Annotated in this window: 18 protein-coding genes; 1 reads left to right on the forward strand and 17 read right to left on the reverse strand. The window is 63.8% G+C overall.

Features of this window, described 5'->3' with window-relative positions; all coding sequences use genetic code 11:
• Positions 1-24: 24 nt before the first annotated feature.
• From AC1RZR_RS27270 to AC1RZR_RS27335, 14 genes are all read right to left on the reverse strand, one after another.
• A complete protein-coding gene (locus AC1RZR_RS27270; RefSeq protein ID WP_481826564.1) occupies positions 25-507 on the reverse strand; it encodes an EF-hand domain-containing protein in 483 nt (160 codons plus the stop codon).
• A 50-nt stretch (positions 508-557) separates the two neighbouring features.
• Positions 558-3,542 (reverse strand): bifunctional [glutamine synthetase] adenylyltransferase/[glutamine synthetase]-adenylyl-L-tyrosine phosphorylase, encoded by a 2,985-nt coding sequence (locus AC1RZR_RS27275; RefSeq protein WP_481826565.1) that lies wholly within the window; start codon positions 3,540-3,542, stop codon positions 558-560.
• Complete coding sequence (locus tag AC1RZR_RS27280; RefSeq protein ID WP_481826566.1) at positions 3,542-5,017, reverse strand: sensor histidine kinase; 1,476 nt, start codon at positions 5,015-5,017, stop codon at positions 3,542-3,544. Before AC1RZR_RS27280 ends, AC1RZR_RS27275 begins: the two co-directional genes overlap by 1 nt.
• Positions 5,018-5,024: 7 nt before the next feature.
• Complete coding sequence (locus AC1RZR_RS27285) at positions 5,025-5,699, reverse strand: response regulator transcription factor (RefSeq protein WP_164548653.1); 675 nt, start codon at positions 5,697-5,699, stop codon at positions 5,025-5,027.
• 360 nt (positions 5,700-6,059) lie between these two features.
• Positions 6,060-7,613, reverse strand: coding sequence for a Do family serine endopeptidase (locus AC1RZR_RS27290; RefSeq protein WP_481826567.1), 1,554 nt, complete (start codon positions 7,611-7,613; stop codon positions 6,060-6,062).
• 130 nt (positions 7,614-7,743) lie between these two features.
• Positions 7,744-8,211, reverse strand: a complete 468-nt coding sequence (locus AC1RZR_RS27295) for a cytochrome c-type biogenesis protein (protein ID WP_477276032.1) — start codon at positions 8,209-8,211, stop codon at positions 7,744-7,746.
• Complete coding sequence (locus tag AC1RZR_RS27300; protein ID WP_481826568.1) at positions 8,208-10,199, reverse strand: heme lyase CcmF/NrfE family subunit; 1,992 nt, start codon at positions 10,197-10,199, stop codon at positions 8,208-8,210. Before AC1RZR_RS27300 ends, AC1RZR_RS27295 begins: the two co-directional genes overlap by 4 nt.
• A gap of 11 nt (positions 10,200-10,210) precedes the next feature.
• Positions 10,211-10,654 (reverse strand): cytochrome c maturation protein CcmE, encoded by a 444-nt coding sequence (gene ccmE / locus AC1RZR_RS27305; protein ID WP_477276028.1) that lies wholly within the window; start codon positions 10,652-10,654, stop codon positions 10,211-10,213.
• A gap of 8 nt (positions 10,655-10,662) precedes the next feature.
• Positions 10,663-11,802: a c-type cytochrome biogenesis protein CcmI gene (gene ccmI, locus AC1RZR_RS27310; RefSeq protein WP_481826569.1), complete on the reverse strand. Its 1,140-nt coding sequence runs from the start codon at positions 11,800-11,802 to the stop codon at positions 10,663-10,665.
• Positions 11,803-11,929: 127 nt separating this feature from the next.
• Complete coding sequence (locus AC1RZR_RS27315) at positions 11,930-12,367, reverse strand: RT0821/Lpp0805 family surface protein (RefSeq protein WP_477276024.1); 438 nt, start codon at positions 12,365-12,367, stop codon at positions 11,930-11,932.
• A gap of 188 nt (positions 12,368-12,555) precedes the next feature.
• Positions 12,556-13,989, reverse strand: a complete 1,434-nt coding sequence (locus tag AC1RZR_RS27320) for an ATP-binding protein (protein WP_481826570.1) — start codon at positions 13,987-13,989, stop codon at positions 12,556-12,558.
• Positions 13,973-14,638 (reverse strand): response regulator transcription factor, encoded by a 666-nt coding sequence (locus AC1RZR_RS27325; RefSeq protein WP_023812809.1) that lies wholly within the window; start codon positions 14,636-14,638, stop codon positions 13,973-13,975. Before AC1RZR_RS27325 ends, AC1RZR_RS27320 begins: the two co-directional genes overlap by 17 nt.
• 90 nt (positions 14,639-14,728) lie before the next feature.
• Positions 14,729-15,028 carry a hypothetical protein gene (locus AC1RZR_RS27330; protein WP_477276022.1) on the reverse strand — a complete coding sequence of 100 codons (300 nt, stop codon included), beginning with the start codon at positions 15,026-15,028 and terminating at the stop codon, positions 14,729-14,731.
• A 168-nt stretch (positions 15,029-15,196) separates the two neighbouring features.
• Positions 15,197-15,604 (reverse strand): DUF3168 domain-containing protein, encoded by a 408-nt coding sequence (locus AC1RZR_RS27335; RefSeq protein WP_477276020.1) that lies wholly within the window; start codon positions 15,602-15,604, stop codon positions 15,197-15,199.
• 285 nt (positions 15,605-15,889) lie between these two features.
• Here AC1RZR_RS27335 and AC1RZR_RS27340 point away from each other — a divergent pair, with 285 nt between their 5' ends.
• Positions 15,890-16,678 (forward strand): 2-keto-4-pentenoate hydratase, encoded by a 789-nt coding sequence (locus tag AC1RZR_RS27340; RefSeq protein ID WP_481826571.1) that lies wholly within the window; start codon positions 15,890-15,892, stop codon positions 16,676-16,678.
• Positions 16,679-16,776: 98 nt separating this feature from the next.
• Here AC1RZR_RS27340 and AC1RZR_RS27345 read toward each other — a convergent pair whose 3' ends face one another.
• Genes AC1RZR_RS27345 through AC1RZR_RS27355 form a run of 3 tightly spaced genes read right to left on the reverse strand, consistent with a single transcriptional unit; the run spans position 16,777 to position 19,556 of the window.
• Positions 16,777-17,583 (reverse strand): ABC transporter permease, encoded by an 807-nt coding sequence (locus AC1RZR_RS27345; RefSeq protein ID WP_477276016.1) that lies wholly within the window; start codon positions 17,581-17,583, stop codon positions 16,777-16,779.
• The gene (locus tag AC1RZR_RS27350; protein ID WP_481826572.1) at positions 17,583-18,416 is read right to left on the reverse strand and encodes an ABC transporter permease; all 834 of its coding nucleotides are present in this window, start codon (positions 18,414-18,416) and stop codon (positions 17,583-17,585) included. The genes AC1RZR_RS27345 and AC1RZR_RS27350 overlap by 1 nt, the downstream gene beginning before the upstream one ends.
• Positions 18,417-18,440: 24 nt before the next feature.
• Positions 18,441-19,556, reverse strand: a complete 1,116-nt coding sequence (locus AC1RZR_RS27355; protein WP_481826573.1) for an ABC transporter substrate-binding protein — start codon at positions 19,554-19,556, stop codon at positions 18,441-18,443.
• Positions 19,557-19,605: the final 49 nt, after the last annotated feature.

Raw genomic sequence — 19,605 nt, forward strand, 5'->3', positions numbered from 1 at the left:
TTGCCGGAACCTGCGTCGACAACCTCACTGCATGTCTTCGCCGTCGTTGTCGTCACCACCCCATTGGTGATGACGACCAAATCGGCCGCCCTTCGGCAGTTCGCTCTTCTCGATCTTGCCGTCATTGTTCCTGTCGAGCATGGCGAAGACCTTCTTCTGGCGACTGGTGATGTCGTCTGATGTCAGCGTGCCATCGCCCCTGGTGTCGTAGCGGGCGATGATGCGCTTGGCCATCTGCTCAAAACGCGCCTTCTCCAGCGCGTCGGCGAGCTGGGCAACGGTCAGCTTGCCCCCATTGTCGGCGACGAGCTTCTTCAGCCGCGCGTTCATGGCGCCGGAAAACTGATCGAAGGTGATGGTGCCGTTGGAATCGCGGATTGCCTTGCTGAGGCGCATCATCGTGCCCTCGCGCATCTTTTCGCTGGCATTGTTTTCGGCGTAGGCCGTGGTGCCGACGGCGCCGGCCAAGCTGACGAAGGCAAGGGCAAGTTTGGTCGTCGTTCTCATGGTGTTTCTCCTGTTGCATCGTCACCCCCGATGCGGCCGGACAAACGCTTTCACGATCGTCCGGCACGAAGCAAAAGGTCAAAATCCTTCCTGACCTTTTGCGACGTCTCCTTGAGGTGTGCTTCCAGCACACCGAAATCCGGCAGGTCGGTGACCGCCAGAAGCAGATCCGAAAGCCCCGGCGGGACATCGTCGCGCTCGAAGGGCCCAGTGAGGCACAGCCGCGTGATCTGGGTCAGCCCCAGATAGAGTGCATAGGCATCGGCAAGCTCCTGCCTGACACCGGCATCGGCGAAGCCCGGCGCCAGGCGCGACAGGATCTCGGCCGTGCCGGTGGCACGTGCAATTGGCACGGCCGGGGCACGCGGCCCGGCTTCGACATGCGCGGTGAGCACGGCCACCTGGGCGATGAATTCGAGATCGATCAGGCCGCCGGGGATCAGCTTGATGTCCCACAGGTCGCGCGGCGGCTTTTCCTTTGCGATCATGGCGCGCATATCCGAGGCCTCGGCCATCACTTTTGCCGCCTCGCGCGACTGGCCAAGCACTGCCGCCACTTCCGCCTCAACTTCGCTGCACAGGCCGGCGTCGCCGGCAATGGCGCGGGCCCGCACCAGCGCCATGTGCTCCCACGTCCAGGCCTCCTGGCGCTGGTACTTCTTGAAGGCATCGACGTGGGTGGCGACCGGGCCCTTGTTGCCGGATGGCCGCAGGCGCAGGTCGAGTTCGTAGAGCACGCCTTCCGCCGTCGGCGCGGACACCGCCGCGATCAGCCGCTGCGTCATGCGGGTGTAGTAATGCGAAGGCGCCAGCGGCTTGTCGCCATCGGATTCCTCGGCATCCGGCGCGTGATCGTAAAGCAGGATCAGGTCGACGTCCGATCCGGCGGTCAGCTCCCGGCTGCCGAGCTTGCCCATGCCGAGCAGCGAAACCACGCCGCCGGCAATCGTGCCGTGGCGTGCCGCGAATTCGGCGGTCACCGCCTGCAACGCCGCCTCGATGGTGAGATCCGCCAGATCGGAAAAGGCGCGGCCCGCCCGAGCCGGATCGATCGAGCCGGCCAGCAGCCGGACGCCGATCAGGAACTTTTGCTCGGAGGCGAAGATGCGCAGCCTGTCGAGTACGTCCTCGTAAAGCCGATCACCCTCGACAAAGGCGGAAAGCCGCGCCGACAGATAGGCGCGGTCCGGCAGTTCGGTCAGCAGGGCCGGGTCGAGCAGACCATCGAAGACATGCGGCCGGCGCGTGATGATCGCCGCCAGCCGGGGTGCCGCCCCCATGATCGTCGCCAGGAGCTTCAGCAGGGCCGGATTGGACTGCAGCAAGGAAAACAACTGGATGCCGGCCGGCAGGCCGGCGAGAAACTCGTCGAAGCGCAGCAGGGCTTCATCCGCCCGGCGTGTCTGGCCGAAGGACCGCAGCAGCGCCGGCGTCAGTTCCGTCAGCCGCTCGCGTGCTTCCGCCGACTGGGTGACGCGGTAGCGGCCGAAATGCCAGCCGCGGATGACGCGGCAGATGTCGCTCGGCCGCTGAAAGCCGAGGCCGTGCAATGTCTGCAACGTATCGGGATCGTCGACATCGCCGGTGAAGACCAGATTGCCGATGCCCGTCGACAGTTCCGGCGCGGTTTCGAACAGTGCTGCGTAGTGGCGTTCGACCTGTTGCAGCGAGGCGCGGAACGCCTGGGAAAAGGCAGCCGCGTCGACAAAGCCGAGCATGCGGGCGATACGCTCCAGCCCTTCATCGTCTTCCGGCAGCGTATGCGTCTGCTCGTCGGCAACCATCTGCACGGCATGTTCGACACGCCGCAGGAACCAGTATTGAAGGGCCAGCGCGTCGCGCGCGTCTGACGTGATCCAGCTGCGCGCCGCAAGCTGGCCGAGCATCGGCACGGTCTCGCGTCCGCGCAGTTCCGGGAATCGGCCGCCGGCGATGAGCTGCTGGGTCTGGACAAAGAACTCGATCTCGCGGATGCCGCCACGCCCGAGCTTGACGTTGTGACCCTTCACGGCGATCTCGCCATGGCCTTTGTGGGCGTGGATCTGGCGCTTGATCGAATGGACGTCGGCAATCGCCGCGTAGTCCATGTATTTGCGCCAGATATAGGGCTGGAGCTCCTTGAGAAAGGCCGTACCCGCGGCGAGATCACCGGCCACCGGACGCGCCTTGATCATCGCGGCGCGCTCCCAGTTCTGGCCACGCGCCTCATAGTAGCGCAACGCGGCCTCGACCGGGATCGCCAGCGGTGTCGAACCGGGATCGGGGCGCAACCTCAGATCGGTGCGGAAGACATAACCGTGTTCGGTGCGGTCCTGCAGGATACGCACCAGGCGGCGCGTCAGGCGTGAAAACAGCTCTGTGGCATCAAGCGGATCGATGACGGCGGGCGCTTCCGGATCGAAAAAGACGACAAGATCGATGTCGGAGGAGAAATTCAGTTCGTACGCGCCAAGCTTGCCCATGCCGAGCAGGATCCAACCCGATTGCTTCGACGGATTGTCGAGATCCGGCAACTTGAGCTTGCCCTGGCCATGCGCGTCGCGCAGCAGGAAGTCGACGGCAGCACGGGCGCAAGCGTCGGCGAGATCGCTCAACCGCCGTACCGTCAGCGCCGTTTCGGCTTCGCCGGCAAGATCGGCCAGCGCGATCAGGAAATGCGCCTCGGCCTTCCACTGGCGCAGGTCCATCATCAGGCCGGATTCCGAGACCGCCTCGGCAAAATGCGCCTGGTCGATGGCGTCGCCGATCGCTTTCAGCCGCGCCTCGACCGTCTGCTCGAACAGGCCATCCAGAATCTGCGGCCGGCGACGTGCCGTATGGCGCAGGAACGGCGACAGATCGAAGACCGCCGCCAGGAAATCCTGGCCCGGCCCCTTGCCGGCCAGGAATTTGGCCAGCCGCGCCAGCCCTTCTTCCCGCGCCGCGGAAGCGATCTCGGTCAGCTCTTGCTGCGCCCGGTTTTCGTCCAGCGGAGCAAGCCTGGCGACCGGCTTCAGCAGCCAATCCGTCTCCACCTCCTTCGCGGCCGCGCTCATCAGTGATCCTCCCGTAAGGGGAAACTCATGACCACGGATAATCCGGGATTGCCAGGCAAGAGATCAAGCCGGCCATTGTGGAATGTCATGACCGCCTTGGCGAGGCTCAAGCCAAGACCGGAACCCGGCTGCGAACGGCTCTTTTCCAGCCGCACGAAACGCTCCGTCGCGCGGGCACGGTCGCCATCGTCGGGAATGCCGTGGCCATTGTCGACGACCGACAGCCGCACGTCCGCACCGACGCGCTCGACAGCCACGCGCACGGCCGGCTGGGCGCAGGCGTCGGTCGAATATTTGATGGCGTTGTCGACGATGTTCGACAGTGCCTGGCCGATCAATTCGCGGTTGCCGTTGACGAAGGCCGCCTCCCGCACGTCTGTCTGCAGCGAGACGCCCGCCTCCTCCGCCACCGGTTCGTAGAGTTCAACGACATCGCGCACGGCTTCAGCAAGATCGACGCGGTTGGTGTTCTCGGATGAGTAGCCTGCCTCCAGCCGGGAGATCATCAGGATGGCGTTGAAGGTTTTTATGAGCTGGTCGGACTCGGCAATGGTGCCTTCCAGCGCCTGGCGGTAGTCGGTGGGCTTGTGCTTGCCCGAAAGCGTCGCTTCGGCCCGGTTGCGCAGCCGGGTCAACGGCGTCTTCAAATCATGCGCGATGTTGTCGGAAACCTGTTTCAGGCCTTCGTTGAGCGTGGCGATCCTGGCCAGCATGGCATTGAGATTTTCGGAGAGCCGGTCGAACTCGTCCCCGGCGCCGGTGACCGGTAACCGGCCGGACAGATCGCCGCCCATGATGCGGCGACTTGCTTCCGACACGCTGTCGATGCGCTTCAGCGCGGCGCGGCCGACAAAGAACCAGATCAGCAGTCCGCCAAGCCCCATCATGCCGAGCGCCAGCATCAGGGCGCGGCGAATGACGGCGCGGAACCGCTCCGGCTCGCCGAGGTCACGGCCGACCAGCATGATCATCTGGTTCGGCAGCCGAAGCACCAGCGCAATGGCGTTGTGGCCCTTTTCGCCTTGCGCCTGCGGTTCGTTCTGGTCGGATTGGGTGGTGCCCTGGTCCGCCGGCAGATTGCGCTGCCGCTCGAGTTCCCCCTCGCCAAAGCGCTGATAGGAGAACGGGTTGTTGGTCCAGCCTTCGGTTTCGAGGACGCCCGGCTCCAGGCTCTGCACATTGCCGGTCAGGATCTGGCCGTTGGCATCGGCGATCAGATAGAGGTTTGCACCGGGCTGGCGCGAGCGCGCCTCGACAACACGGACCAGCACCGGCAGGCCACCGCGCTGATAGGCGCGAGCAAGGCCGAGCACCTCGTCGTTGATGGTTTCCTGCGTCTGTGCGGTCAGCATGCGCGCCGACAGCGAGGTCATGTAGAAGACGAGCGCCACGGCGCAAAGCGCGAAGAGCAGGAGATAGAGCGCCGAAAGCCGCGCTGCCGTCGTCTTCATGATGGCTGGCACGGAAAGAGCCATGCTGCTGCTAGCCGCTCTTCAGCATATAGCCAGCGCCGCGAACCGTGTGCAGGATGGGCTTGTCGAAGCCCTTCTCGATCTTGCCGCGCAGCCGCGAAACATGGACGTCGATGACATTGGTCTGCGGATCGAAATGATAGTCCCAGACATTTTCCAGCAGCATGGTGCGCGTCACCACCTGGCCGGCATGGCGCATCAGATACTCCAGCAGGCGGAATTCGCGCGGCTGCAGCGTAATCTCGCGCGCCGCGCGGCGGACCGAATGCGACAGCCTGTCGAGTTCGAGATCGCCGACGCGGTAGACGGTTTCCGCTTCCTTGGCGCTGGCGCGCCGGTTCAGCACCTCGACCCGAGCCAAAAGTTCGGAGAAGGCATAAGGCTTGGTCAGATAATCGTCGCCACCGGCGCGCAGGCCGGTGACCCGGTCGTCGACCTCGCCGAGGGCCGACAGGATCAGCACCGGCGTCGTGTTGCCCCTGGACCTGAGACCAGCGATCACCGACAGGCCGTCGCGGCGCGGCATCATCCGGTCGATGACCATCACGTCGTAATCGCCGGCATCGGCGAGCGCGAAGCCGGTTTCGCCGTCACCGGCGACATGCGCGGTGTGACCGGCCTCGGTGAAGGCTTTCTGCAAGTAATCCGCAGCCTCGCGGTCGTCTTCTATGACGAGAATCTTCATAGGACTGTTATACGCGATTTCGCTGGAAGGTTGAGTGGCAGACATCTGCATTGTGGCCTTTGCCAAAGCGCATCGCGGTCAAGATCATCCGAAAGCGTGCGCGATAAAGTCCTTGTCCCCGAGGTCGTTGCGCCAAGACCGCTCAAACGCTTTTTGATGACATGCCTGCGTGTGCGGCAGCGGGCGATGGGAAGCCCGCTGCCGCCGGGGGAGAGCACGATGACTGACTAACGCGCGCTCCTCCTTGCTTTCCCGTGCGGCGGGCTCGGGGGTGTTTGAAATCGCCGCACTGGAAAAGTCGAACCTGCCGCCGGAGCGTCCCGTCCGCCTGGAGAGGCAAGAACGCTCCGGAGCCGTACCTCAGCCCTTGGCGACGGGCAGCGCGACGAAACGATTGTTGTCGTCGCGGGTGATCTGCATCAGCACCGCCTTGCGTCCGGCCTTCACCGCTTCGGTCATCGCCTTGGTGACGTCGTCGGTGCCGTTCACTTCGGCCGAATTGACGGCGGTGATGACATCGCCCGGCTGGATGCCGCGGTCGGCGGCATCGCTGTCGGGATCGACATCGGTCACAACCAGCCCCTTGCCGTTTTCGGACTTGGTGACGGTCAGGCCGAGATCGGCCAGCGAATTGGGCTTGGCCGGAGCGGCGGGCTGCTGCTGGTCGACTGATGCCTGCTTGTCGCTCGAGGGAAGTTTGCCGAGATCGACCTTGACCGCCTGGCTCTTGCCGTCGCGCCACACGGTGACGTCGACCGACTTGCCAGGCGAGTAGGCGCCGATCAGCCGGGCCAGTTCCTTCGGCGAAGCAACGTCCTTGCCGTCGACCTGGGTGATCACGTCACCAGCGGTGATGCCAGCCTTCTTTCCCGGACCATCGTCCTGGGCGCTCGAAACCAGAGCACCATTCTGCGACTTCAGGCCAAGCGACTCGGCGATGTCGGAGGTCACCGGCTGGATTTCGACACCAAGCCAGCCACGCTGTACGGAACCGCTTTTCATCAGATCCTGCACCACCTGCTTGGCGGTCGAAGCGGGAATGTCGAAGGCGATGCCGACGCTGCCGCCGGAAGGCGAGAAGATCGCGGTGTTGATGCCGACGACCTGACCGTTGAGATTGAAGGTCGGGCCACCCGAATTGCCGCGATTGACCGAGGCGTCGATCTGGATGAAGTCGTCATAGGGGCCAGCGCCAATGTCGCGGCCACGGGCCGAGACGATGCCTGCCGTGACCGTGCCACCGAGGCCGAACGGATTGCCGACGGCCACCACCCAGTCGCCGACGCGGACCTTGGAGTCATCCGCGAAATCGACATAGGTGAACTTTCCGACGCCGTCGACCTTGAGCACGGCGAGATCGGTGCGCGGGTCGGTGCCAATCAGCTTGGCGTCGAGTTCCTTGCCGTCATTCATCACCACCGTGAAAGCCGAGCCTTCCTCGACGACGTGGTTGTTGGTGACGAGATAGCCGTCATCGGAGATGAAGAAGCCTGAACCCTGCGCCACCGGCCGCGGCTGGTCGTTGTTGTGGTCGCGGTGGCTGAAGCGGCGATTACCGCCGCCCTGGCCGTTCTGGTCACCAAAGCCACGGAATTCCTTGAAGAAGCGGCGCAGCTGCGGATTGTCGGGCAGGTTGTTCATGCCGTCCGGATCGTCGGACTGGTCGGAACCGTCGTCCGCCGCCGGGCTGATCTTGGCCTTGACCTTGACGCTGACAACGGCGGGAGAAACGCGCTCGACGACATCGGCGAAGCCCGGCACCTGCGGTGCCTCGACACGCACGGCATCGGCCAGAACAGGCCCTGTTCCTGTCGTCAGCGCGCCAACGCCGATCGCACCGGCAACAGCGATGGACGCGACGGCAGCCATGAGACGCTTGCGGGTGACGGAATATGAATTGGGGGCAATATTCATCGATCTCTTATCCTCTTTCAAATGGACGCGTTTAATCGGCATCCTCGGGAAGAGAGAATTAGAGAGGCGCACATTACGGCGCCATTTCCGACACATGAAACTTTGGTAATGTTTGAGGTGACTGTCGCCGTCAGTCGCGTCGCAGAATGGCGTCCAACGATGCCTGTTCTTCGGCGGACAGGGATTTTGTTGCCAGCGTGCGGCGCGATCGCGCGGTCATCACAATGAAAATCCCGCCAACGAGCAGCAGGACGACAGGTGTGCCCCACAGCAAGGCGTTGCGCAGCTCGAAGCGCGGCTTCAACAGCACGAACTCGCCGTAGCGCGACACGACATAATCCATCACCTGCTGATCGGTATCTCCGGCTACGAGGCGTTGGCGTACAAGGATGCGCAGGTCGCGGGCGAGATCGGCGTCGGATTCGTCGATCGACTGGTTCTGGCAGACCATGCAGCGCAGGCCTTCCGACAGCGCCCGGGCCCTCGCCTCGAGCGCCGGATCGGCCAGCATCTCGTCGGGCTTCACGGCGTGTGCCGCGCCGGCGATGAGCAGCGCCAGCAGCAGTACGATCGAGGTCAGCGAAAGCCGTGCGCTCATGGCAGGCCCGCGGACTGCACGGCGCTCGCCTGCTTGCGACGGCGCGACGGCGCGCCGACACGCAGGCGCCTGTCCATCAGCGACATGGCCGCGCCTGCCATCATCATCAGGCCGCCGCCCCATATCAACGTCACCAGCGGCTTCCACCACAGACGCACCACGACCGATCCATCATTGCCCTCGTCGCCGAGCGAGATGTAGAGCTGGGAGAGGCCGATCGTCCTGATGCCGGACTCCGTCGTCGTCATCTGCCGCACCGGATAGAAACGCTTGGCGGAGTTGATTTCGCCAATAGCGCTGCCGCTGACGCCGATCAACTCGAAGCGGCCACGGTCCTCGCTGTAGTTCGGACCCTGGGCAGGATGGAGCCCGACGAAACGCAGCGTGTGGCCGGACAGTTCGACGGTCTCGCCGGCGTGCATCGACAGGATCTTTTCGGTGCCGAAGCAAAGCGTGCCGACGATGCCGAGCGTGGTCAGACCGAGGCCAAGGTGAGCGAAGGCAGTGCCGAAAACCGAGCGCGGCAAGCCGAGCAAGCGCCTGACCATGGTCCCGGCCGCAACGTTGCCGAAGCCTGACTTGACCGCGAGATCGGTGACCGCGCCAAGCATCAGCCAGACGGCGAGGCCAACCCCCAAGGCCGCGAACACCGAGGCGCCGTCGATGAACAAAGCGGTGACCAGCGTCGCCAGAAGGGCGGCGGCGAACGCCACCATGAGGCGCTGCGCAACGGCGAAGACATCGCCGCGCTTCCAGGCCAGCAGTGGCCCGAACGGAACCATCACCAGCAGCGGCACCATCAGCGGTCCGAACGTCAGGTTGAAGAATGGCGCGCCGACCGAAATCTTGTCGGCGGAAAAGGCTTCGACGGCAAGCGGATAGAGCGTGCCGACGAGCACGGTCGCGGTCGCGGTGGTCAGGAACAGATTGTTGAGAACGAGCGCGCCTTCGCGCGAAATCGGATGGAACAGGCCACCGGCCGTCAGCCGGGAAGCGCGCAGCGCAAACAGCGTCAGGGAGCCGCCGATCAACAGCGTCAGGATGCACAGGATGAAGACGCCGCGCGTCGGGTCGGTGGCGAAGGCGTGGACGGAGGTCAACACGCCGGAGCGCACCAGGAAGGTGCCGAGCAGCGACAGCGAAAAGGTCAGGATGGCAAGCAGCAGCGTCCAGATCTTCAGCGCCGAGCGCTTTTCCATGACGATGGCCGAATGCAGCAGTGCGGTGCCCGCCAGCCACGGCATGAAGGAGGCGTTTTCGACCGGGTCCCAGAACCAGAAACCGCCCCAGCCGAGCTCGTAATAGGCCCAGTACGATCCCATGGCGATGCCGCCGGTCAGGAACATCCAGGCGACCAGCGTCCACGGCCGCACCCAGCGCGCCCAGGACGCATCGATGCGCCCTTCGATGAGGGCCGCGACCGAGAAGGAAAAGCAGATCGAGAAGCCGACATAACCGAGATAGAGAAACGGCGGGTGAATGGCGAGGCCGAGGTCCTGCAGGATCGGGTTGAGATCACGGCCTTCGATCGGCGCCGGATTGAGGCGGATGAACGGATTGGACGTCGCAAGGATGAACAGGAAGAAGGCGGCGCCGATCGCGCCTTGCACGGCAAGCACATTGGCGCGCAGCGTTGCCGGCAGGTTCGACCCGAAAGCGGCGACAAGCGCACCGAAGAAGGTCAGGATCAGCACCCAGAGCAGCATCGAGCCTTCGTGATTGCCCCAGGTTCCGGTGATCTTGTAGATCAACGGTTGCAGCGAATGCGAGTTTTCCCACACACTCGCCACCGAGAAGTCGGAGCTTGCATAGGCGCTCGCAAGTGCTGCGAAGGACAGCGCGGTCAAGGCAAAGCCGGTCACCGCGACCGGGCCGCCGACCGCCATCAGGCGCTGGTTGTTCAGGCGCGCGCCAAACAGCGGCACGATTGTCTGCACCAGCGAAAGCGCAAACGCCAGGACCAGGGCAAAATGTCCGGTTTCAACCACGGTTGCGCCCCTTATTCACTCTTGCTCTCCTGCCAGACGCCCTTGGCCTTCAATCCGTCGGCCACCTCCTTGGGCATGTAGCGCTCATCATGCTTGGCCAGCACACTGTCGGCAACGAAGGTGCCGTCCGGGCCAAAGGTGCCTTCGGTGATGACGCCCTGCTCTTCGCGGAAAAGGTCCGGCAGGATGCCGGTATAGGTGACCTTGATCGATTTGTGCGTGTCGGTGACCGAAAAGGCGACTGTCGTCCCCTGCCCGCGCTGGATGGTGCCTTTTTCGACCAGTCCGCCCAGCCTGATGCGCTGGCCGGGCTGGACGCTGGCGGTGGTGAGGTCGGCCGGCATGTAGAAATAGGACGCCTTCTGGCCGAGCGCGTAAAAGGTCAGCCCGGTGGCGGCGCCCAGGAAGGCCAGACCGCCCGCGATCACCGACAGTCGTTTCTGCTTGCGCGTCATATCAAGGTCTACTCCGTCGCCGTCAGGCCAAGCGAGGCGGCAAAGGCGGTGAATTTCTTGGCTTCGTCACTGTCGGCTCCAAAGACGGCTATAGCGCGACCCAGCGCGTCCCGCGCCTGGTCGGCCTTGCCCAGCACGAGATAGGAACGAACGAGCCGCATCCATCCTTCCGGGTCGCGCGGATTTTGCCGCAATTTGTCGTCGAGGCCGGTGACCATGGTGTTGATCATGGCCTCCCTGTCCGTGGGAGACATCGAGGATGCGGCGTCGACATCGCCGGCACCGGGACCGTTGGTGGCGCTGCCGGAAGCGACTTCGGGGCTGCCGGATTTGGCCAGCGCCTGCTCGACCGCTCCGCGCCATGGCGAATCCGGCGGCAGCTTGCCCTGCATCGCCTGCCAGGCCGCGACCGCATCCTTGGCGCGGCCTTCCTGCGCCAGCGCCATGGCCAGGTAGAAGCTGGCTTTGGCATTGGCCGGATCGAGCTTCAAGGCCGCCTCGAAAGCATCCTGGGCATCGGCCGAGACAATGCCGCCTGCCGCATTGGCGATCGCCTCGCCAAGACCGGCCCGGCGGATCGCGCTGTCGCCATCGAGGCGAATGGCATTGCGATAGGCCGCTGCCGCATCGGAAAAGCGCTGCATGCGCAGATAGACGGGTGCGAGCACATCCCATCCCCTGCCGTCGGAAGGATTGGCGGCAAGATGGGCTTCGGCCCGCGCCACCAATTCGTCCACCGAACTGTCGGCCGGATTCCTGGCCAGCCGCTCACTGAGCGGCTGCGACGGCAGCTCGGGAGAGCCGAGCTGGCTGTAGAGACCCCAGCTGACAAGCGGTACCGCGAGCACGGCCGCGGTTGCCACCAGCCTTGCCGCGACCGACGCCTGTCTGACGGAGGCCTTGCCGGCCGCTGCCGCATTGTCGAGGCGAAGGATACGACGAGCGATCTCGGCGCGGGCCTCGGTCGCTTCCGCCGGCTGGATCAAGCCACGTGCGGCGTCGCGGTCGAGTTCGGACAACTGATCGCGATAGACTTCCAGATCGTGATCGCCAGCCGACGACGCACTCTTCGAGCTGGCGGCCAGCGGCAGCAGCACCGCCAGGCTTGCACCCAGCGTGAGAATTGCGGCTATAACCCAGAACAGCATGGTTCTTCCAATAACGGCAGAGCCCTGCCGTGCCAACACAAGTGTCCTGCGACGCTTTGACGGCAGGCGCGCCGCATGTCCTTGATCGACATCAACCGGCCGGATACCGGCCGAACCCGGTCGATTGTCAGGTCAGCGGCGTCCAGCTGCCGTCGCCGTTGCGGCAGGCGGTTCCGCGCGCCGTCACTCCGGCTCCGCCTGTAAACACCGTCTGCGTATATTGGCGGCAGTCCTGCGAGCCGACGCGGTAGGGCTGGCCCGGAACCACCTCGCCATAATGCGAAGCCTGCTCGCCCTTCCATGCCACCTTCTGGCCACTGGTCGTGTATTCGAGCGCCTTGTATTCCGCCTCGAGCGCACTGCGCTTCTCGGTCTCGCTCAGGCCGTTGCCGATCGAGCCGCCGACCAAGCCGCCGTCCATCGCCGAGATGATCGTCGTCGTGACCTTGCCGCTCGAAGGAGGCGTCGAGGCCGGTGTCGGGGCGACGGTGGGACCCTTGCTGCTCAAGGTGGTGCAGCCGGAGACGGCCAGCAATGCGGAAACAAGTGCGACGCGAATCTTCATGCCAACAACCGGTTTTCTTGAGTTGGAGCCTGCCATGGATGAGCCGGGGGCCGCGTCATCGGAGAAGTGGGTGTGGCCATAGTATTGATATTTGTCGGAAATTTGGCCGCAGCCGGCCGATCCATGACCAATCGACATGCCGCCATAACATGCCCCGTCCATCGATGTCGATTGGCCCCCGGAAAGCATCATTGAAGGCTCCGCAATCGCACCACCGCCTTCAATCCGCCCATGCCGGACCGTTCGAGTGCCAGGACGCCTCCATACTCGTTGACGAGGTCGGCGACAATGGCCAGCCCCAGACCTGTTCCGGGCTTCGTCTCGTCCAGCCGCCGCCCGCGCTTCATCGCCTCGCGCGCCTTGTCCTCAGGAATGCCCGGGCCGTCATCCTCGATGCTGATCTCAAACAGGCTGGACGTGTCGTCCTTGCCGGTCAAAGGCACGACCGACACCAGCACCGCGCTCCTGGCCCATTTCATCGCGTTTTCGAGCAGATTGCCCAGCAACTCCTCGAGATCTTCGCGCTCGCCGGCGAAGACGACCTCGGTGGCCGGCAGGGTCAGCGACAGGTTGGTCTGCGGGTTGAGCTTCTGCAAAACCCGCACCATGCGTTGCACCAGCGGCGTCACCGGCGTGCGGTAGACGACGCTGTCGCGTTGCGCCGCGACACGGGCGCGCTGCAGATAGTGCTCGACCTGCTTCTGCATGGAAGCGGCCTGTTCGGCAATCAACTGCCCCTTGGCGCCGCCAAGCGCCCGGCCCTCATTGAGCAGCACCGCCAGCGGCGTCTTCAGCGAATGGGCGAGATTGCCGACCTGGGTTCGCGACCGCTCGACGATGCGCCGGTTGTTTTCGATCAACGCATTGGTTTCGTTGGCAAGCGGTTCGATCTCGGCCGGGAACCGACCATCGAGCCTGTGCGCGGTGCCCTCGCGCACCATGGCAAGTGCGTTCCTGACCCGGCGCAGCGGCTGCAGGCCGAGCAGGATGGCGATCGCGTTGATGGCGATCATGCCGACGCCGAACAGACTGAGATAAGTCAGCAGCCGGCGCTGGAAGGTCGAGATTTCCTGTTCGAGTTCGCTCTGGTTGCCCATGACGCGGAAGCGCGCGGCGCGGTTCTTGGAGTCGAGAACGAACTCACTCTCGAACACTTCGAGCTGCTCGCCGTCAATGCCTACGGTCGGATAGCTGCGCTGGAAGCTGGAGTTGAAAGGCACATCGGCAACGCTCGGCGACGGGATCGTCTTGGTCATCGACGACGAATGAAGATCTCCGTGCACATCTTCCGAGGCGGGCTCAACCGACCAATACCAGCCCGAATTCGGCTCCGAGAACCGGAGGTCGCCGAGATCGGGAGCGCCCGTGAGCGCACCGCTGTCGGAAATGCCGATGGAGCCGATCAGGTTGAACAGATGCGCCGAAAGCAGGCTGTCGAAGCCGCGCTCGCTGGCCTGGCGGTAGAGCGTCGTGATCAGGGTGAAGATGATGACAAGGGTCACGATCGCCCACACCGTGGAAAAGGCGATCACGCGGAACGTCAGCGAACGCGGCCACAAACGCAGCGACAGCGGCGTCCTTGCGGTTTGTTTGAGCGGTTCCGAGTTACGCCTCCGGCTCACGCATGCGGTAGCCCATGCCGCGCACGGTTTCGATCATGTCGATGCCCATTTTCTTGCGCAGCCGCCCGACAAAGACCTCGATGGTGTTGGAATCGCGGTCGAAATCCTGATCGTAGAGATGTTCGACCAGTTCGGTCCGCGAGACGACCTCGCCCATATGGTGCATCAGATAGGCCAGCAGGCGGAATTCGTGCGAGGTCAGCTTCAGCGGCACGCCGTCGACATCGGCCTTCGAGGCCTTGGTGTCGAGGCGCAGCGGCCCGCAGGTCAGCTCGGACGAGGCATGGCCGGCGGCACGCCGGATCAGGGCCCTCAGCCTCGCCAGCACCTCCTCGATGTGGAACGGCTTGGTGACATAGTCGTCGGCGCCGGCGTCGATGCCGGAGACCTTGTCGCTCCAGCGGTCGCGCGCCGTCAGGATCAGCACCGGCATCTTGCGGCCGCCGCGACGCCAGCGCTCGACGACGCTGATGCCGTCCATCTGCGGCAGGCCGATGTCGAGCACGACGGCGTCGTAGGGTTCGGTGTCGCCGAGGAAATGGCCCTCCTCGCCATCGAAGGCGCGGTCGACGACATAGCCGGCGTCGACCAGCGCGTCCGATATCTGCCGGTTGAGATCCTTGTCATCCTCGACGACGAGTACGCGCATGCGGAGATCGATACCTGTTGAAGAGCTGGGGCAGATATAGGCCGATTCCGGCGGCCTGGGAAACGAAGGCCTTTAAGATGAAAGATTGGGTCAGTTCTGCGGAACGATGATTTCGGAACGGCGCGGACGCTGCCCATCCTTGCCCGGCACGAGCACGACGATGACGCAAACCGGCTGGCCTCCGCGCGTCGATTGCGAGGCCTTGGCCAGCGTTCCGCCATTCTGCTCGGCCACCTGCTGGCCGATGGCGTAGCAATCGGACGCCACCAATACGACCGGGCGGGCCTGGTCCGGGGCAATGACCGGTGTCGCCATCGCCTGCGACGCAAACAGGCCGGCAGCACAGAGCGCCAGTGTCGCGGTTCGGAAGTGGGAGCGAAGCGTTTTCATGCTCGGCGTTGTAACGCATCGGTGCTGAACGTGAAATGAACAGTGAACGCCGCCAAGACCATGTCCGCTACCCCTGTAACGCGAGACAACCGATCGGATTTCGCCGCCCACACGGCGAAATCCCGGAAGCATCAGTCTAGACCCCGTTTGGACCATATTGAAAGCGCATCAGTCATTTTCCTGCGTTATGGCGCGAAACCGCAGCAAGCCGTGATGCACGAGCAGGTCCTCGTCATAGCGAGCCTCGGCGAATTCCAGCACGAGGCGTGTCTGTCCACGCGGGCCGATGATCAGCACCGAGTCGGCGAGGCGCGCCTTGATGCTGTCCATGATGGCACGCGTTTCGGCCTCGTCATGGGTCTTCGACCAGACATGCAGCGTGACCAGCTGATCGGCATCGTTCTGGACCCCGGTGTCCCAGTCGAAGGCGCTGGTCTGGCCGCAGGTTACATGGGGAAAGGCGGCATTGTCGGCCGCATGTTCGAGCAGCCCAGCGCCGCCCAGCAGCGCCGACAGCGATGCATCGCTTCTCAATCGCAGGAACAATGCCTGCAGCAAGTCGCCGGATGCGGTCATATGTCGTTCCCTCGCCTGCCACGCCTCGAACAGCATCTTGCGCACTATAATTCGCTCGCAGCGTATCCGCACGAAGCTGCGCAACGCAAGCGCCGGCGCCAAGGTGATGACGCACGGCGATCTGAGAGAGGACGGGCTGGCCAGATGCCTGGCAAGCCGAGTGTGAACGTGGACTTTCGATTCCCGCTCACCTAACCTTGCCTCCGTATGGACGGGGTTCCTTGCCCGCTTTTGCTCCACGCGGCGCCAAGCAGCGGGGCGTTTTCCTTGATTTCCGGAGTAATGATGCTCGATCCAGAAAAGGCCAGGGCCGCGTCGCGTTTGTTGGTAAGCCATTGGGACAACGGCACTCGTCTCGACGCCATACCCCAAGAATTGCGGCCACAAACGCGGACCGAAGGTTACGCCATCCAGTCGCATGTGATGGATCGTTCGGTGGCTCCGCTCTTCGGTTGGAAGATTGCGGCAACCAGTCTGGCCGGACAAAGGCACATCAATGTCGACGGCCCGATGGCCGGGCGTCTCCTCGCCGAAAAAGCGGTCGAGGTTGGCGGGGCCGTTTCGCTGGCGACGAGCAAGATGCGTGTGGCCGAGATCGAATTCGCTTTCCGCTTCGGCCGCCGATTGCCGCCTCGCCCGGAACCCTATGCAATCGGTGAAGTGATGGATGCCGTAGAGACCTTGCACCCGGCGATCGAAATACCGGACTCGCGATATGACTATTTCTGCGCGGTAGGCGCGCCGCAGCTCATAGCCGACAATGCCTGCGCCAACCTGTATGTCATCGGTGAGGCCGCAAAAGATGATTGGCGCGACGTGGACCTCGCCAAGCACCCGGTTGTCGCCTTTGTTTCTGGAAAGTCGCGGCATGACGGAACCGGGGCAGCCGTGTTGGGCGATCCGCGCATTGCGCTCGCCTGGATCGTCAACGAACTGTCGGGCCTCGGCATAGCAGTCCAGCCGGGACAGGTGGTGATAACCGGCACCTGCGTAACGCCGATAAGTGTCGAGGCAGGTGACGAAGTCACTGGCGATCTGGGCAGGTTTGGCCGCGTCTCGGTCAGGTTTGTCTAGAGCGACCCACCGTTTCCCGGAAACGGCGAACCGCTCTATCTCTTTGTTTTTACACAATTCCGGACAGAAAACCGTTTCATACTTTTCCTGGAATTGCTCTAATTCGCCTGGCGCAGCCTGACCACGAAACTGCGCAGCGCCAGCACCAGCACCGTGATGATGATCAGGATCACCGAGAGCGCTGCAATCGCCGGGTCGATGTTGTCGCGCAGGCCCATCCACATCAGCCTGGGCAGCGTGATGGCGTTGACGCTTGTAATGAACAGCGTGACGCCGATTTCTTCCCAGGACAGCACAAAGGAGAGAAGTGCCGCGGTGATGATGCCGAACTTGATGTTGGGCATGATGATCCGGGTGGCGCGCTCCCAGACAGTTGCGCCCAGACCGCGCGCGGCAAGGTCGATGCGCCGGTCGAGCTGGCTGAGCGAGACCAGCATCAGCACGGTGGCGAAGGGCACCGTCATCACCGAATGCGCCATGGCAACGCCAAGCCAGGTGTCATAGCCGAAGAACGAGCTGAAACCCGAGATCGAGGTCAAAAGGAAGTAGAGCGTGATGGCCGAAACCACCGGCGGCACCACCATCGGCAGCAGAACGAAGCCGACGAGTGCCGCGGTGAAGCGCGGCTGGAACATCCACACACCGAGGCTGAAGCACAGCGCCAGCACGGTGGAAAAGGCGCTGCTGACGATGCCGATGCGGATCGAGAGCAGGATCGAATCGATCCAGCGCGGATCCTCGATCAGCGCCCGGTAATGGCGCAGCGACAGTTCGCCGGATGGCATCGCCAGCATGCGGCTCGGTGTCAGCGACACCGGGATCACGGCGAGCAGCGGCATCAGCAGGAACAGCGCCACGAAGGCGGCGATGATCAGCGAGACGGGACCAGGGCGGTAGGTCGGCATCAGATCAACTGCTTCGGTCTGACATAACGGAACAAGAGCGCCATCAGCGCGCCGACGAACAGCACCAGCACGACGCTGATCGCCGCGCCCAGCCCCCAGTCCGGGCTCTGGAATATCCTGAGATAGATCAGCTCGGCGACCATGACGCTGCGGCCGCCGCCGAGGATCGCCGGCGTCACGAAGAAGCCCAGCGAAAACACGAAGACGATGAGCGCCGCGCCGATGATGCCGGAGCTGGTCATCGGCACGAAGACCGACCAGAAGGTGCGCATGCGGGTGGAGCCGAGCCCGCGCGCGGCCAGCAGCACGCGGTCGTCGAGGCTGCGCATGGCGGACGCCAGCGGAAAGACGGCGAAGGGAATGAGGAAATGCGTCATGCCGACGATGACGCCGAACTCGTTGCGCACCAGCGCCAGCGGTTCGGAAATGAAACCGATCGCCTGCAGCCAGGTGTTGATCAGACCGCGATTGGACAGCAGCGCCACCCAGCCGAAGGCACGGGTCAGCACCGAGATCCAGAAGGGAACGAGAATGCAGAACTCGGCAACCAGGCGCTGTCCCGGGGTTCCACGCACCCAGACGACGGTGATGGCATAGGCAGCGGCCACCGAAACCATGGTGACCACCGCCGCGATGCGCAGTGTCCGGATGAACACCGACTGCACCAGATCGTCGGTGAGCAGCGCATCATACTGGCCGAGCCCCGGCGTCGGCAGCGTAAAACTCCACTTGACGACGCCGAGGAACGGCCAGGCATAGGCCAGGGCAAGAAACAGGAGCAGCGGCGCCATCAACAGCGCCGCGCCCATCCTGTCGGAGAGATATGCTCTCATGTCGACCCGGTCATCCGGCCTTGATCAGGCGGAGATGATCTTGGTGTATTCGTCGAGCGCTGGCCCGTAGTTCTTGGCGTACCAGTCCATATCGAGCGCGATCTGCTTTTTCATGTTCTCGGGGTCGACCGGATTGATGCGCTTCTTGTCGGCGGGGATCAGCGCGTCGGCGGCCGGGTTTGCGGGGCCCTGGCCGAGCTTGTCGAACATGATCAGCTGCTTTTGCGGGTCCTGGGCGCTGGCGATGAACTTCATCGCCGCGTCCTTGCCGCCGGGATTGCCCTTGAGCACGGCGAGCGCGCCGGGCGAGATCAGGCCCTGGTCCCAGATGAACTTGATCTTGCCCCCGGAATCCTGCTCGATCAGCGAGGCGCGGGTCGACCAGACGATGGCCATGGAGGCCTCGCCATTGAGCAGCACGCTCTGGCTTTCGGCACCGCCGCCCCAATAGGCGACGACGTTCTCCTTGAAGGCGGCGATCTTGTCATGAGCGCGCTTCAGATCGAGCGGGTAGAGCGAGGCAGGCGCGATGCCGTCGGCGAGCAGCGCGGCCTCCCAGCTCGACACGCCCCATTTGTAGAGCGAGCGCTTGCCGGGGAATTTCTTCACATCGAAGAAATCGGCCATGCCGGTCGGTGCGTCCTTGCCATACTTTTCGGAATCGTAGGCGATGACATAGGAGAAGAAATAGGTCGAAGCGGCATATTCCCAGCCAAAGCCTTCGCGCATCTTCTTCTTGTCGACGACCGCATAGTCGATCGGCTCGAGTGCGCCCTGCGCGCCGAGCGTGATGGCCGAGAACGGGTCGACGTCGACGAGGTCCCAGGTCGGTGCGCCGCTCTTGAACTGCGCGGCGATGGCGCCTTCGGTCGGGCCCGAGCCGTCCATCTTGACGGTGATGCCGGTTTCCTTGGTGAATGCCTGGCCATAGGCGGCATCATAGGCGGTGATGGCGTCGCCGCCCCAGTTCACCAGCACCAGTTCCTTCGCCGCTGCAAAGGCTCCGGTCGAGCGCAGCAGCATCGGCGTGCCGGCCAGCACCATTGCTGCCAGCTGCGTGAATTGCCGGCGCGAGATCTCGCCGCGACCTGCCCTGGCGGACAGGCTCTCGATGGCTTGTTTCTTGGTCTCATTTGTCATGGCAGTTCCCCTTTTTTGTCGTTGAGAGTACCGGAAAGCGGTGGCGCGA

Source organism: Mesorhizobium bavaricum, assembly GCF_056781655.1.

What these genes read in the sequence shown, in the direction of transcription:
- AC1RZR_RS27350 (WP_481826572.1), bottom strand. Translation starts at nt 18,416, where the DNA reads ATGAGAGCATATCTCTCCGACAGGATGGGCGCGGCGCTGTTGATGGCG.
- AC1RZR_RS27270 (WP_481826564.1), bottom strand. Translation starts at nt 507, where the DNA reads ATGAGAACGACGACCAAACTTGCCCTTGCCTTCGTCAGCTTGGCCGGC.
- ccmI (WP_481826569.1), bottom strand. Translation starts at nt 11,802, where the DNA reads ATGCTGTTCTGGGTTATAGCCGCAATTCTCACGCTGGGTGCAAGCCTG.
- AC1RZR_RS27345 (WP_477276016.1), bottom strand. Translation starts at nt 17,583, where the DNA reads ATGCCGACCTACCGCCCTGGTCCCGTCTCGCTGATCATCGCCGCCTTC.
- AC1RZR_RS27285 (WP_164548653.1), bottom strand. Translation starts at nt 5,699, where the DNA reads ATGAAGATTCTCGTCATAGAAGACGACCGCGAGGCTGCGGATTACTTG.
- AC1RZR_RS27295 (WP_477276032.1), bottom strand. Translation starts at nt 8,211, where the DNA reads ATGAGCGCACGGCTTTCGCTGACCTCGATCGTACTGCTGCTGGCGCTG.
- AC1RZR_RS27340 (WP_481826571.1), top strand. Translation starts at nt 15,890, where the DNA reads ATGCTCGATCCAGAAAAGGCCAGGGCCGCGTCGCGTTTGTTGGTAAGC.
- AC1RZR_RS27280 (WP_481826566.1), bottom strand. Translation starts at nt 5,017, where the DNA reads ATGGCTCTTTCCGTGCCAGCCATCATGAAGACGACGGCAGCGCGGCTT.
- AC1RZR_RS27290 (WP_481826567.1), bottom strand. Translation starts at nt 7,613, where the DNA reads ATGAATATTGCCCCCAATTCATATTCCGTCACCCGCAAGCGTCTCATG.
- ccmE (WP_477276028.1), bottom strand. Translation starts at nt 10,654, where the DNA reads ATGACGCGCAAGCAGAAACGACTGTCGGTGATCGCGGGCGGTCTGGCC.
- AC1RZR_RS27275 (WP_481826565.1), bottom strand. Translation starts at nt 3,542, where the DNA reads ATGAGCGCGGCCGCGAAGGAGGTGGAGACGGATTGGCTGCTGAAGCCG.
- AC1RZR_RS27355 (WP_481826573.1), bottom strand. Translation starts at nt 19,556, where the DNA reads ATGACAAATGAGACCAAGAAACAAGCCATCGAGAGCCTGTCCGCCAGG.
- AC1RZR_RS27330 (WP_477276022.1), bottom strand. Translation starts at nt 15,028, where the DNA reads ATGAAAACGCTTCGCTCCCACTTCCGAACCGCGACACTGGCGCTCTGT.
- AC1RZR_RS27335 (WP_477276020.1), bottom strand. Translation starts at nt 15,604, where the DNA reads ATGACCGCATCCGGCGACTTGCTGCAGGCATTGTTCCTGCGATTGAGA.
- AC1RZR_RS27325 (WP_023812809.1), bottom strand. Translation starts at nt 14,638, where the DNA reads ATGCGCGTACTCGTCGTCGAGGATGACAAGGATCTCAACCGGCAGATA.
- AC1RZR_RS27315 (WP_477276024.1), bottom strand. Translation starts at nt 12,367, where the DNA reads ATGAAGATTCGCGTCGCACTTGTTTCCGCATTGCTGGCCGTCTCCGGC.